The sequence below is a fragment of the Scytonema sp. UIC 10036 genome (assembly GCF_009725235.1).
In genome coordinates this window covers 24,493-39,947 of the sequence record NZ_WJFC01000086.1, presented here as the reverse complement: position 1 = coordinate 39,947, position 15,455 = coordinate 24,493, and the positions used below count along the sequence as shown (strand labels likewise).

The 15,455-nt window shown below is 40.4% G+C and carries 9 protein-coding genes; 2 read left to right on the top strand and 7 right to left on the bottom strand.

Annotated elements, in window-relative coordinates; all coding sequences use genetic code 11:
* Positions 1-4: 4 nt before the first annotated feature.
* The 3 genes from F7734_RS32475 to F7734_RS32465 form a co-directional block, all read right to left on the bottom strand.
* Entirely contained in the window at positions 5-430 is a 426-nt protein-coding gene (locus tag F7734_RS32475) for a TerB family tellurite resistance protein (protein WP_155748670.1), read from the bottom strand.
* A 39-nt stretch (positions 431-469) separates the two neighbouring features.
* Entirely contained in the window at positions 470-2,092 is a 1,623-nt protein-coding gene (gene rsmB / locus F7734_RS32470; protein WP_155748669.1) for a 16S rRNA (cytosine(967)-C(5))-methyltransferase RsmB, read from the bottom strand.
* Positions 2,093-2,348: 256 nt separating this feature from the next.
* Complete coding sequence (locus F7734_RS32465) at positions 2,349-3,797, bottom strand: glycoside hydrolase 100 family protein (RefSeq protein WP_155748668.1); 1,449 nt, start codon at positions 3,795-3,797, stop codon at positions 2,349-2,351.
* 1,698 nt (positions 3,798-5,495) lie between these two features.
* Between F7734_RS32465 and F7734_RS32460 the strand changes: the two genes are divergently transcribed.
* Entirely contained in the window at positions 5,496-6,581 is a 1,086-nt protein-coding gene (locus F7734_RS32460) for a hypothetical protein (protein WP_155748667.1), read from the top strand.
* Between the two features lie 322 nt (positions 6,582-6,903).
* Here F7734_RS32460 and F7734_RS32455 read toward each other — a convergent pair whose 3' ends face one another.
* From F7734_RS32455 to F7734_RS32440, 4 genes are all read right to left on the bottom strand, one after another.
* On the bottom strand, positions 6,904-8,709 hold the full coding sequence (locus tag F7734_RS32455) for a DnaJ domain-containing protein (protein ID WP_347566324.1): 1,806 nt from the start codon (positions 8,707-8,709) through the stop codon (positions 6,904-6,906).
* A gap of 116 nt (positions 8,710-8,825) precedes the next feature.
* On the bottom strand, positions 8,826-9,047 hold the full coding sequence (locus F7734_RS32450) for a hypothetical protein (RefSeq protein ID WP_155748666.1): 222 nt from the start codon (positions 9,045-9,047) through the stop codon (positions 8,826-8,828).
* Between the two features lie 48 nt (positions 9,048-9,095).
* A complete protein-coding gene (locus F7734_RS32445; protein WP_155748665.1) occupies positions 9,096-12,740 on the bottom strand; it encodes a filamentous hemagglutinin N-terminal domain-containing protein in 3,645 nt (1,214 codons plus the stop codon).
* Between the two features lie 473 nt (positions 12,741-13,213).
* Positions 13,214-13,648, bottom strand: coding sequence for a Rieske (2Fe-2S) protein (locus F7734_RS32440; protein WP_166482293.1), 435 nt, complete (start codon positions 13,646-13,648; stop codon positions 13,214-13,216).
* Between the two features lie 263 nt (positions 13,649-13,911).
* On the opposite strand from F7734_RS32440, the gene F7734_RS32435 reads away from it, so the two are divergent.
* Positions 13,912-15,114 (top strand): Coenzyme F420 hydrogenase/dehydrogenase, beta subunit C-terminal domain, encoded by a 1,203-nt coding sequence (locus F7734_RS32435; RefSeq protein ID WP_155748664.1) that lies wholly within the window; start codon positions 13,912-13,914, stop codon positions 15,112-15,114.
* Positions 15,115-15,455 lie beyond the last annotated feature (341 nt).

Genomic DNA, 15,455 nt, shown 5'->3' with positions numbered 1-15,455 from the left:
ATCTTCAATTTTGAATGTCAACCCAACGACGGTAAAGTTTTTGAATTTGTTTGAGAACATTATGATAGCCGTGTTGCGTTGAGTCGTTCGTGTCGGATATTTCTTGTAATTTTGTCAACAGTTTTGCTTCTTCTGTTGCAACTTCACCATCACTGTAAATCAATCCACCGATCGCCTCAATCAAGTTTTGGCATTCTTCTTGAGTGGGATGTTCTCCCAGATACTCCTTCAACCATTCATAAAACTGTTCTGGTTGTACGGAGACTAATTCATACAACCAAGGTTGAATTTCTGGCTCGTCAGCAACTCCCTTCTCTTGAGCCACTTTGCGAAGATATTGCCTCTCTTCTGGTTGAATTCTGCCATCAATCCAAGCCGCCCCTATCAGGATTTTGACCAAGTTTTTCACGCTACTAGAATTACCAACCATAAGGTAAATCCTCCGGTAGTTCAATTTACCTATTCTCTCTCAATTCCGGATTTTTCTTAAGCGCACCATAAAAAAGCCATCCATATCGTGTTGGTGGGGTAAAACTTTAATCCAACCTTCTGGAGTGGAGTAAGGACGGGCGAGTGAATCAGTACCTGGAGGTTCAATTTCCCAATTTGGGTTATCTGCGAGAAATGACTCGATCGCACCTTCGTTTTCTTTGGGATGCAGCGTACAGGTTGAGTATACAAGTACACCATTTAGCTTGACAAAAGTTGATGAATGTGCCATGAGTTGTTGTTGCAGCACGGAAAGTTCTTCGACAGTTTCTGGTTTTTGCCGCCAACGAGCATCAGCATGGCGGTGCAGCGTTCCCAAGCCAGAACAGGGTGCGTCTAGGAGTACCCGATGAGCAGTATTTTGGAACTCAGCAAAGTCGCGGGTGCTATCACCGATATGAATTTGAATAGATTGTAAAGAAAGGCGTTGAATATTTTCTTGAAGTTTTTTCACACGAGATGGAGTGCGATGCACGAAAAGTGCCGCTTCGCGATCGCTCTTAGCGCAAGCCTCCCCCGGCTTATCGCAAGCGAAAATTTTCCCCTTATCCCCCATTAACTCTGTAATGTGGGTAGTTTTACCACCAGGTGCAGCACAAACATCAATAATAGTCTCACCTGATTGGGGGTCAAGTAAATGACTTACGAGTTGAGCGCTACTATCTTGTACAGTCCACCAACCTTGCTCATAACCCGGTAGATTTTGGATAGGACCGGCGTTACTTAACAATCGTAAAGCTTGAGGTAAGCGATCGACATGTTGAAACGAAACACCAGCAGATTGCAATCCCACTTCCACCTCCGACATGGAAGCCCGCAACAAGTTAACCCGCAAATCAATAGCTGGAGTTTTGTTCATCCACATACACAACTGTTCTGTTTCTGCCAAACCAAATTGTTCTACCCACACTTGAACAATCCAGTCAGGAAAACTATGTAAAATACCCAAGCGTTCTACCGGGTTTTCTGGCAATTGGATGGGGATTTTGGATTTTGGATTTTGGATTTTGGATTTTGGATTTTGGAGTTGGGATTTGGGATTTGGGATTTGGGAGTTGGGATTTGGGATTTGGGAGTTGGGATTTGGGAGTTGGGATTTGGGAGTTGGGATTTGGGAGTTGGGAGTTGGGAGTTGGGATTTGGGATTTTGGACTGGGAAATCTTCTCCCTTCTCCCCCTTTTCCCCCCCTCTTCCTTTCTCCCTCTCCTCTTCACCCCCAGTCATTCTGATATATTGACGTAGTAAACCATTAACAACACCAGTTAAACCAGAAAAACCGTTTTCTTTGGCTAACTGAACTGTGGTGTTGACAGCTGCACTGACAGGAATCCGTTCTTGATACTGTAATTGGTACAAACCCAAATGGATAATGGTGCGGAGGTCTTTTGGCTGTTGGTGGGATTTCTTTTTACCAAGTTGGTCTATGATGGCATCCAGGGTGCGCTGTCTTCTCGTACAGCCGTACACCAATTCCGTTACAAGACGGCGATCTGTGTCAGATAAATTAACTTTTTGCAATGCGCGATCCAGGGCAACATCAACATATGCCCCTTTATGAATATCTCGCAACGTAGTAAAAGCTAATTGACGGGGGGAAATCATTTTCAAGTTTAAATTTTTAACTTTTTGATAGCTCTGAACTATCAGCTATATTACCTAAATACGTGGGTGGGTATTGCCTACCAAAGGTAAATGGTGGGCTTTAGCCCTACCTACTGATAGTTCTTTACGGTAACAAATGTTCATAAGGATTTTATGTATTTTCCCTAGCGATCGCAACGCTTGTAACCAAACTTTTCATTCCCCACCTATTTGATAGGACGGGCTTTAAACCCATCCCACAAGAGAAAGTTTAACTCTAACCAAGAATCATGGTATCAACTTGAGCGAGTTCAAACTCACAAGCTCTAGAAGTGTGTTCTACAGAGAATGGTTCAAAAGTCACAAGGGGCAAAAGTGTGGGATTTTGCAATAATTCTTTTGCAAGCAAGAATCCAGCAATTGTCCATGTTTGATACTTCCTAGCTTGTTTCCCAATTAACCGACCTTTTTTACCGTCGTAATACTCCGGCCACTCATCATAATGCAGCCTCGCTTGTGCAATTTCCAGAGCTCTATTTGCCAGTTCCGGTCTTTTTGTTTTCACAGCAGCTGCTGATAACAACCACAATAATACAGGCCAACTTCCGCCATTGTGATAAGACCAGGGGATGTTTTTGGGGTCACATCCAGTCACAATTTTATACTCTTCGTCTTTTAGAGCTGGGAAACAAATTTTCACGGGCATATCTCCTATCAAATCCTCCCAACGTTCGTCGAAGAGATTCATAATAGCTTGCGATTGTTCTTCACTTGCCAGATCTGAGATGACAGCCACTAAATTTCCTAAAGTAAAGAAGCGAGTATCTAGCTGAGACGGACCAACATTACCAACAAGATAACCGCCTTTTCTTGGCAACCACTTGTCCAATTCATAATAGGGTAGAGAATCGGCATATATGTTGAAGAGGTTGACTGCTGCTTTACCGTACTCTTCACTCTTGAAGCGATAAATTTTGTTCAGGCAATTCAAATCCATCCAATAATGTTGGCGGATGTGAACGCGTAAGAGTGGTAAGCGGTTATCAATAGCTTCCACAATATCTTCATTACCTTGGCATATGAGGAGTTCTCTTGCGGAACGTAATGCAGCAAAAAATAAAGCCTGAATTTCCAAAGGATGACCGTAAATACCCATACGACGGTCTATCATGCAAGCACCATCTGGAACCAATAAAGTTGGATACATATCAAATCTTGTTGCCAAGCACAGTTCCATTATTAACCGGATACCGTGTTGAAATTCAGGTTGATAGGCTAAAGAAAAATCTTTGGTAGCAACTACATAAGCACGCAATAAAATCACCCACCAAAGGCAAGAATCTACTGGCGTGACTCGAGCAATGGCGTGTTCGCCAAAATCTGGTTCTAGATATTCTTCTCCACCCTCAGAGACAACTTTGAAGCTAGCTGGCATCAGCCCCCGACCGGGTTTGTACGCATTTAACTGCCTTTCCTTTGGCTGTAACTTTAAGGTTTCTTCTAGAAAATTACGAACAATATCTGTTCTTCCTTTAGTTAGAAAAATTAGAGCTGATGAGATAAAATCACGAACAAAGCATTGGTCATAGTTTAACGCTTCTACTGAGCTATCATAGGCGGCTACTGTCCCTACAGGACGTCCTTTATAGTAAAGAATGGCATTTTCTAAGGCTTTCCAAGCTTCATTCTCTATGTTTTCAATTGAAACAAAATCATCTAAATACATTGTCAGAACAACTCCAATAGGTTAGTAAATGGGTAGTTTGGGGTATTGTGGTATCTACTGCTATTTAGATCATAACAATGATAATTTGTTTAATAGCAAATACAACAATCTGCTAGGGATTAATAGCAGCAGCAACAGCTTTCATGACCGCTCTTTTGGTAGCATCATTGACAGTTATTTGCTTTTGTAAATAGGCTTACTGTTAGTTAAAGCTGTCTTTTTCATATCAAACGATCTCATAAACTTTAGTTATCCATGATATGTTGCTACATTCAAACGTTAGGAACATTTTTTACTTAACAAAAACATACCTGAAATAATATGTAATTATTGAATTAATTAATGCTTTTGTTTAAGTAACTTTACTTAAATGTATAAAGTTTCTTCAGAGCTAGAATGAAATAATATTTCCATGCCTATAGATAAGAATCTATAACGAATTTTTGTAGGATGCAATATGGTTTTTAAAGTTCATAACTCTTAATGCTAAAAAATATATATTCTACCTCAAATCTCTTAAATTAGGGATTTTAAGGACTGAGATACTTCTGTTTATTTATGCCTCATGGCTTTTTTAATTCGAGAATACTTGTTAACAGTTAAGGTTTTTTCTATCAAAAGTTCATTGCTAACAGTGAATGATTTGCCGATACTCCGGCATCACTGTTAATTTTAAAGTTTTCCTTCAACTACAATTGCAAAACTCACCTACAGCTATCTGTAGGTAAAATTGCAACAATGACAACAATTGATAGAGTCATACAAAATAACGCACTTTTCAGTGTAGATATTACCTGCAAACAGGGGTAGCAGGTGAATCTATTTATCGTTTTTTCAAAGATATTGCTATGAGAATTCATTTCTTCCATCAAAAAGATAGAAGAAAATTATTGTACAGCTTTTCTTAAATACAAAATGTCACATATAAGCCGATATCTTAAGCGTGAATTGTGCTATACGACTACTGCTTGAGTAGAAGTAGTACAAACACTCTACAGACTTTGGTTACATAACATTTTGGTAATCAGGAATAAAAACTGTAGCTTACTACACAGATTTTACACCAGATGCACCCGTTAAGCTATATCAACGATATAAATTTTTCATTATCTCAGTAACATAATTGTAAATTTTATACTTTTATTATAATTGGCACTCACTCTAACATCTCAATAATATTCCGTAAATTCTTCCGGATTATTGTTCAAGTTTCTGTAAGTTATGATATTGGATTTTTTATACCTATACAATTTATAAGATTAGAATAGTCTGGTTTGACTACCAAATCTGCCTCATGTTCTTCAACCAGGCAGCGATAATAATTCTCGGTTAATATGTAGAAAAACTAATCATTTTGTTAGAAATGATTTATAAAGAGTGCAAAAATTCGAGATCCCTTACAGTACTGCATTAAGATTTCTATGTATTAACAGAAAGAAATTAATTTATTTCTCGATCGGAAAATAATTTTACTAATTTCTATTTGTCTTTATTGTTTTAAAATGTGCTAAAAAAAGTGTAAATAGTTCCTATTCTGTTCCTAGTTGCGCTGTCTATGCCTGCGGCATACTTAGCGGCGAACGTGCTTAGCGCAACTACGAACAAGTAAAGATTATTTGCACCAACTTACTTAACAATTTCTTAACCAACAGCAGTTCGATTTGTCAGATTCACAAAAAGATTGCAAAGGTCAAATTCATGTTAAAAACTTCTCAGGCGAGAAAAACTTACGCTGTAGAAAATTTACTCAAACTGTGGCTACAGCGTTTTACACTTAATAAATTTTCTCTATCTATAGCAAATTCACTATCTGACGATGATTTATTACAAGCTAACTCATTGAAAGGTAGAGCCATTACAGCCGCGAAATTAAAGGATACAGTGTTGGATGTCAATTGCCAACTGGCATGGATTCAAACAAAAGATCTTTATGGTTATATTCCTAACATTCTAGATTTAAATGAAGCTCGGCGAATAACTCAATTTGCCTTTCGGGTATATCGGAAACTATTAGAGGTTTATCAACAACATTCTATAGATGAAAGCGTACACACAGCAGAACAGAAAATCTCTCTACCTATATGGAGCTTAGCAGAACTTGAACAGTTGTTATACGAACTAGAACCAATATTGATCGTTTTTCAGGAACAACACGTCATATCCAAAGACTGGCGTGCGCTTGGTTTTATGACTTCGCAATTGAACTTTAGCAACCAGTTAATTTTAAAAAGGCTTGCACCAGCAGAAAAAGTGCTGCTGACTCCCTACCTCAAGTTTGTGGAAGAACAAGTTGCAATGCCTTGGCAAAGAGTTTGTCACTCCGCAGCAAAGCACGAGCAAGACTCACCGATGATAGCACTTGTTGAACAAATGCTACCTGAATCTGAAAACGTAGCTCGAAGTGTTTATCGCCGACTCACTGAATTATTGCCCAACCATCAAAGCCGTAGGGGTGGGTTAACAAATCCAGGAATTACGCACTCCTGTCTTCGCGACTTGAATATGTTCCAAGCCTACCTCTGGCTGTGTTTGTTAGAAAAAAGTGTTGCTCCAATCAAACACGAACTCCTTCCTTTATGCGTTATGGTTGTTCAGGGTGTAGAGATTCCATGGGAGTTGACAGAACAATGGTGCCAAATTCTGGGAGAAGAAATTACCAACCGTATTCACCCAGAACAAAGAGATTTATTAGAACCTTACACTCAAGCACTGCGACAAATATTTTTTGAGGAACGGGAGCGTTTGAGTTTTCCGTCGGTAGTAGAACCTGTTTCGGAATTGTAGGGGTGGATTGGGGACGAAGGTTCGTCCCAATTTATTGATGAAATTATTTGAGCCAACGCTTCGTGACTTCAGCAATACGTTGTCTTTCCAGCGACCATTCACGATCTGCTCGCCAACAATCCGTAAAAGTTCAACAGTTGTGCCTTCAACCTTACCAGCACCTTCAGCAATAGCTTGTGCCATCAGATGAGTATGACCGGAACCAGAAAAGTAGACAATCGATACGGTGGACATGGGACACTTTGCTCAATTGTTTTTACTGATGAACATCATAAGTATTCTTGATGACAGAGTAAATAGCACCGAGCTATTGACAAACACTTTATTTTTTGTATTTCCTTAAGTTGTCCATGTTGAATTGCTGACGAAATTCTCTATAGGCTCGATTAATAGCCTGCATTTTGGATTTTGCACTAGCAGAACCATTGATATCGGGATGATACTTTCTTGCTAATCTCACATACGCAAGCTTTACAGCTTTTGGAGAAGTAAACTTATCAACTCCCAAAACTTCCCACCATTCCTCATTACCCAGTAATTTATCTTCTAGTACTGAATCGTCACTGCCAAATCTTTGAGTCCAAATCTTGAGAGTGGCACCTTTTCCTCCACTAATTAATGTCTTTCCATCAGGACTAAAAGCAACAGGGCTGCTTCCAGAAAGAGCCTGTAGAATTTTTCTCGATCGCAAATTCCAAAGATGAATGATACCGTCTCTGCTAGCACTTGCAAGGGTTTGTCCATCGGTAGCGATCGCAACAGACACCACTGCGCTTGAGTGTCCGGTTAAAGTTTCAAGTAATTCACCAGTATGAAAATTCCATAACTTGATGGTAGTGTCAGTACTGCCACTTATTAAAGTGTGACCATCAGGGCTGAGAACAATTGTGTTAATTGCTTGCAAATGCCCAGTAAGCATACGCAACTGCTTTCCGGTGTCTAAGTCCCAAATTCTTATAGTGCGATCGGCACTACCACTGGCTAAGACTTTTGCATTAGAACTGATAACAACAGATAAAACTGCTTCTGTATGTCCATTTAAAATACGTTTTAATTCTCCTGTATATCGTCCCCACAGTCTTATTGTCTTATCACCACTGCCACTAGCAAGAACACTTCCATTAGGGCTAAAGACAACTGAATGTATAAATCCAGTATGGCTGTAAGGGAAATTTAAGTAGAAAAAGGTATTGTAAAATTTTTTTGTATCTAGTTTCCAGCTAGTAATCTTCCTATCTAAACAGCCACTGGCAATTATTTGACCATCCGGGCTAATGGCAACAGATAATACTGCCTCTGCTTGCCCGGAAAAAGTGTACAGCCATTTTCCAGTTTTCAAATCCCACAAATGAACCGATTTGTCATCACTTCCACTTACAAAACTTTGACCATCAGGTGTGAATGCGATCGCATTGACAGCTCCAGAGTGCCCCTTAAGAATCTCTACGCATTTCCAAGTTTCAGGCGATAAGGATTTGAGAGAGACAGTTTCTGTTTCAACTTTAGGGTGTAAAGTTTCAAACTTTACGGACGAAGAGGCATTAGTTTCTGTTGTTTTCTTAAATTCTGCCTTGAGTGCTTGAACTTCATCCTCAACTTCCAAAGCAGCAAATTTTTGATTTAAATCTTCTCCAGATAAAAATGCTTCTAACTCCATCACTGCTGCGGAATAAGCTTCCATTTGTAAGACTTTTTCTTCCATCCGCTCAAAAACTTGTGGTGGTGTTTCCCGTGTTCCACGTTCGTCCAGCAACTTAGCAATACCGTAAGCGGCGAGTCCAACCACAGCACCAACTCCAGCCATAGGCACTATGCCGATACCAACGGCTAAACCCATTTTAGGAGCAACTAATCCCATCCCACCGACAACACTAGAAATGCCAGCACCACCTACTGTGCCAATTCCCATTGCACAGAATGCAGCTGCGTCTCCTTCTCCTATTGCTTTGACAGCACCATAAGCAGCTGCACCAACTACAGCACCAGCACCAATTACAGGAACTGTTCCAAGTCCAACGGCTCCAAATCCTCCAGCTAGCCCCATTCCGCCTACAGTGCTAGAAACACCAGCACCTGCTAAGGTTCCTCCTGCAATAAATGCTGCACCTGTTGTGAAGTTTTGTTTCACTTGTTGTAGTTCCTGTAAACCATTTTTTTGTTGGGTCTCACTGTTGTTTAACTCATTTTAATAATGATACAACTTTCACATTTTTCTTTATTAGAAAACCAATCTGCCATCAATTCTCAATCTCTTTCTTCTCGCATTTGATAAATGATTTCATCAATATCCAGTTCAAAGGGTAGATCGCTTCGCCGTTGCTGAATGGCTTGAGCATTGGCTAAAATTGTTGAACGTAAGTTTTGCCAATTCGATTGATGTGTTAATTTTTGGTTTAGTAACTCTCGTTCTTCAGGAGACAAAGCTTTGATTGCATTGGCTAAAGATTCGACAAGCTGAATATTCATAGACGTTCTCTATCCTGTTATCAAAGCGAAATCAGTGAATTTCTCATTTTATCGACATTCACGACTCATTACTAATTTTCCGTTAGCGAGGCGATAAACGCCACTAGGTTCAATAATTGGGTCGCCTTTTTGCCACAACGGATGTGTAGAATTGCTGGAAGTGTGAGTATTTTCAACACCACGTATTGTCCCAGTAGAATATTGAGACGCGGATAAGTCTCCCGGATGGTAAGGTATGCCACCGGAACCCGTGATGGTAAATGTTCCGTCGTTGCGAGAACTACGGGCGATGCAGCTATTTGCAATAAGCGCGTTAGTATCGATAAGGTTATTGGGAAGTTCTGCCAAATTATTTTGGATCGAAGTTGTATCAGGAAGTAGAATCACTCCAGAAGAAATTTCACCTGTAGCGTTGACATCTACTTGTTGATTGCCATCTAAAGTACGAGGTTCTGTACCTCGTGGTGCGGGGCGATAGTTTTCTCCAAAAAAGGCACGGGTATTAAGAGTAATATTGCCCCCTCTTCCATCTCGAGCAAAAGCAAGAATGTCGCTGTCATCAAAGGCGATAATGGAGTTGGCTGTTAATTGAATATTGCCACCACTGCCTACACCACTAAATACAGAAGTAAAGATGTCACTGTTCCCAAACAGGCGAATATCTTGAGCTTTGATATCAACAGATCCACCTGAAGAGCGTTGAGAAGATGTAAAAATACTACCATCTCTTGCACTTAAGCGTTCATCAACACGGATAGTAATGTTGCCAGCTTGACCCTGATTAGAAGCGAAAGTTGATATGAAGCCACCATCTCGGATGTTTAAGATTCGAGTTTTGAGTGTCACATCCCCTGCCCTTGCACTTGAACCATTACCTCTAGTTTCACTTCCCAAAGTACTGGATTGTCCGCTAGCAGAAACGCCCTCTAATTCCACCCTATCTGCAGTTACCTCAATGTTGCCACCTCGACCATTCCCAAGAGTGTCAGCTGATACTGTTGCACCATTCTGTATTAACAACACAGGAGTCGTTATCGTTAACAAACCTGCCTCTCCTGTTGCTGTTCGGTCAGCGCGAGTAAATAAACCACTGGAAAACTCACCAATACCAGATGTACCAGTTAATTGTACTTGTTTAGAGGAATTGACAGTTAAATTACCTCCTTGACCTGAGCTACGGGTACCAGCATCAATCCGTGCCCCATCCCTTAACAGTAATACAGGAGTAGTAATTGATATATCTCCTGCATCTCCTGTTCCTTGTGTTTCTGAAAACAAGCCACTAGCTGCTAGTGTATTATCAATAGCGTAAGTACCAATCAGTTGAACTTCCTTAGAAGCGTTGACAGTCAGATTCCCACCTTTGCCTGCACTAAAGGTACCAACAGAAATCTGTGCTCCGTCCTTCAACAGTAACACAGGAGTGTTAATCCTTAAATTTCCTGCTTGTCCTGTTGCTAGGAGAGTTGCAGCACCTATACTGCTAGCATACCGACCATCAGCAGAGCGACCAATCAGTTCTACAGATTCAGAAGCGTTAACAATTAAATTTCCACCTTTACCCGCTCCAGTGGTGTTAGCGTTGACTGATGCACCATCTCGAACAAGCAATACAGGAGTATTAACTGTCAAATCTCCTGCATTTTCCGTGCCTGTAGTTCCAGTTACTAAAGCGCTAGGACCATCAGTAGAGCTACCAGTTACTTGAACTTCTTTGGAAGCATTGACAATCAAATTTCCACCTTTACCTGTGCTTAAGGTAGTAGTGTCAACTTTTGCCCCATCCTGAACCAGTAACACTGGCGTGGTTATTGTTAAGGAACCAGCAGCCCCTGTTGCTGTTTGCTCAGATCGAGTAAATAACCCACTAGAAAACTTACCATTGCTTGTAGTGCCAACTAGCTGTACTTGTTTGGAGGCATTAACAGTTAAATTCCCACCTTTGCCTGAACCACGGGTACCAGCATTAACTACTGCCCCATCCTGAACCTGCAATAAGGGAGTAGTAATTGTTATATCTCCCGCATTTCCCCTTCCTTGTGTTGTTGAAAACAAGCCGCTAGAAGTCTGATTATCGGTTGTAGAGCCAATAAGTTGAATTTCCTTAGAGGCATTAACAGTCAAATTACCCCCTTGACCTTCACCAAAGGTGCCAACTAAAATTTGCGACCCATTCCTAAGCAATAATATAGAAGCATTAACAGTCAAATTTCCACCTTTACCTGTACCACGGGTACCAACATTAACTTGTGCCTCGTCTTGAAGTTGCAATACAGGAGTGGTAATTGTTATGTTTCCTGCATTTCCTGTTCCCCTGGTTCCTGAAAGCAAGCCACTACGACCATTACCTGCTCTACCAAGTAGTTGTACCTGTTGAGAAACATTAACAGTCAAATTTCCACCTTTACCTGTACCACTGGTACCAGCATTAACTTGTGCTCCGTCCCGAACCCATAATACAGGGGTAGTAATCGTTATATCTCCTGCATTTCCTGTTCCCAGTGTTTCAGAAAATAAGCCGCTTGGACGACCATCACCAGACTGACCAATCAGTTGAATTTCTTTAGAAGCGTTAACGATTAAGTTTCCTCCTTTACCAGGTCCGAAGACACCTACTGTAATCTGTGCTCCGTCCTTTAGCAATAACAGAGGAGTGTTAATTCTGATGTCTCCCGCCTGTCCTGTTGCTGTTTGCTCAACCCCAACACGCAAACCACTGAGAAACAAACCATCAATAGATTTCCCTATAATTTGTAAAGATTCTGAAGCATTGATACTCAAACCGCTTCCCGTTTCTTTTCCAGTGAGGTTTGCGCTTATAAATGAACCATCAGCAAGTACCACGTTTCTGCCTTGCACTTGAATACTGCCACCACTATTTCCATCAGCAAAGGCAACACTCTCTTTGCTTAAACGAATATCCTGAAAGTTCTTAACACCCTCATAACCTAAAACATACCCACTGTTGCTAGCTGTCAAACTTACAAAACTACCACTCCCAACACCTCCTAGCTCAATTCTCCCATCCGGTGCTCTCAGAGCACCTTCTTGTAGAACAATTTCTCCACCTACTAGCCCCAACGTTCTCCCTGGTTCCACTTTCAAACCAGGTGGTATGTTGAAAAAATCAGCAAAAATAGAGAAAATACCGTAACCTGATTCATTAACGATCGCTTTGGGATTTTCACCAAATTGCAAGCCAAGAGGAACACCTATAGAAAGCAAGGGTGTATTTTGAGTAGTTGTATTAAATTCCGTTCCATCTGCAAATTTTAAACTGCTAGCTGTCGTGGCTAAAAACGAACCACCAATATTTAAACGAGCATTGTTACCAAAGATAATACCGTTGGGATTAATTAGAAACAGGTTGGCGTTACCATTTGCAGCAATTAAACCATTAATATTAGAGGCAGAACTACCCGTAACACGACTGAAAATATTTTGAATATCAGAAGCATTGTTAAAGTAAGCCGCACTTCCAGTAGGAACAGAAAACTCACTAAAGCTGTGGAATAGGTTGCTTCCAGCTTGAGTTCCACCTCTAATGGTTCTAATGTTGTTAAAGTTTATAATTTGAGAATTATTAGGTAAGCTGTTATCAGCAGTGATTTGGGCAAAAGTTGGCAATTGTGGAAAAGCGATCGCACTTATAAGAGCAGCCAGATAAATGACCTGTCTCGGTAGTAATAGCATTGATACCGTATTCCTGATAACTTAACGTTCTGCACTCGCAACTTTAGAGGATATTTGGAAAGTCTAATAATCCATTGTTTTTTTGTTAAATGCTCAAAGTCAATTATAAAATATTTAACTTTATTTAAAAAATAAAAACTTTTCCTTTAGTCTGCTTTCTTAATTTCTGCAAAGTTAATTGACAAAATTGGCATGATAGTGTGCAGTTTTCTGCCTAGACTACTATTCGTTTTTTTAATGCGATCGGAAGCAGTATTGGCAGAAGACTGTTAGTGGTTAATAGCTACATTGCTTTTGCTGTCTGGATTCTACCACTATCCACTATCCGTTAACGACTAACAGTAAATGCACGCAGAGAAAATTTACTTATACAAAAAGTCTATTAGTCCGCGTAGGCGGACTTTGTTTGTGTAGTAGCGAATTCTATGAGAGCACTACTTTGAAAATATCCTCGTCTTATGTGTTAGAGAAATCTAACCCGCTTTCACCAAAACCTCATCCCCTTCAACCTTTGCTGTATACGTAGGTATAGGTTTGTCAGCCGGACCATTAAGAACCTTACCATCAGTAGCAAATCTAGAATCATGACAGGGACAAACAAAAGAATTTTCATCTTTTTTCCATCCCACATCACAACCTGCATGAGTACAAACGGGATTAACAGCTAGGACTTGACTCGTGTTTTTTGGATCTCGAACGACCAACACTTTGCCAGCAGCAAATTTCTCATTGAGAATTTGACCATTTTTGTCTAAATCTGCTACTGTGCCAACAGCCTGAAATCCGTCAGCACGGGGAGGGCTTGCTGGTGACTGAGTGTTTTGAGAAGAACAAGCAGTAATAACTCCCGGTAAAGAACTAGCAACCCCTGCTACACCAACCCAACCGATAAATTCACGACGTTCCACTGAAATACCTACCTTGGTTAATTGATTTCCTAAAGATGCTCTATCAGAACAGCCCAATCGTAACACTTTAGTCTCAGTGGTCTTTCTGGTTATTTTTTTAAGGCTGATTTAATTTTTATACATTCGCCATCTTAGACGTATCCATATATACCAAAAAACTGGTAAGCGATCGCCTCAGCAAAAAAGTATCCGTCATGAAGTTTATGGCTGATAAAGGTATTGTTAGTAAAAGCAGTATTCCTTGATAAGACACGCAATTTATTATGACTTCTGTGGATTCTAGCAAGCATAAGAAAGCCAAAGCCCTCAAACCCGGTAGCCGTCGCCCTGCAAAGGAACTGTGTAGTGAATGCGGGCTGTGCGATACATACTATATTCATTATGTCAAGGAAGCTTGCGCGTTCATTAATCAGCAAATAGATACTCTCGAACAACAAACCCACTCGCGATCGCGTAACCTAGAGAATTCCGATGAAATCTACTTTGGCGTCCACCAAGATATGATGGCGGCGCGAAAAAAGCAGCCCGTTCCCGGTGCTCAATGGACTGGTATTGTCAGCACCATAGCCATTGAAATGCTCACTCGCGGTCTTGTTGAAGGTGTCGTTTGCGTCCAAAATACTAAAGAAGATCGCTTTGGTCCAATGCCTGTCATCGCCCGTACCCCAGAGGAAATACTAGCAGCAAGGGTTAACAAACCAACTCTTTCACCTAACCTTTCCATTCTCGAACAAGTGGAAAAATCCGGGCTAAAGCGACTGTTAGCCATTGGCGTTGGTTGTCAAATTCAGGCATTACGGGCTGTTGAAAAACAACTGGGCTTAGAAAAACTTTACGTTTTGGGAACTCCTTGTGTGGATAATGTCAGCCGTGAAGGGTTGCAAAAATTCCTAGAAACCACCAGTAAATCGCCCGATACTGTTGTGCATTATGAATTTATGCAAGACTTTCGAGTTCATTTTAAACACGAAGATGGCTCGATTGAAAAAGTCCCGTTTTTTGGGCTGAAAACGAATAAACTTAAAGATGTTTTTGCCCCTTCTTGCATGAGTTGCTTTGATTACGTCAATTCTCTTGCCGATCTAGTTGTAGGATATATGGGAGCACCTTTTGGTTGGCAATGGATTGTTGTAAGAAACGAAAAAGGTCAACAAATGCTCGACTTGGTGAAAGAGCAACTTGAAACTCAACCAGTCATGTCCAAAGGCGATCGCAAAGCAGCTGTCCAACAAAGTATACCAGCCTACGATAAAGGTGTTACCCTTCCCATGTGGGCAGCACAACTGATGGGCGTTGTGATTGAGAAAATTGGTCCTAAAGGTTTGGAATACGCCCGCTTTTCTATAGATTCCCATTTTACTCGCAATTATTTATACGTTAAGCGGAATCATCCGGAGAAATTAGAGTCACACGTCCCACAATTTGCCAAGCGCATTGTTGGGCAATATCAGTTACCGGAGTCTTAGCAGTTTCTAGTTGGTTTGTTTGTAGTTGCGAACATGCGAAGACAGCGCAACTACGAACCATAATTCTATTTATATAACAAGAGATTTTTACAAAAATTTATAGACATTGCTCGGTAGTTATTATTATTTACCAAATAAGAAATATAAATTTACCTTGGTTCAAAAACTTGCTGATTTATAGAGACAATTAACAATGTCATTAACTAACCTTAACTTTATAAGTCTATTCTCATTTTTGGAAGAGCTACGTGAGTAGGTGTAATAATAAGGGTTCTTATTTGAAATATTGAGAAATACGTGTATTTTGTTAGCCACACTAAGCGATTGGTCTAAATGTGGAA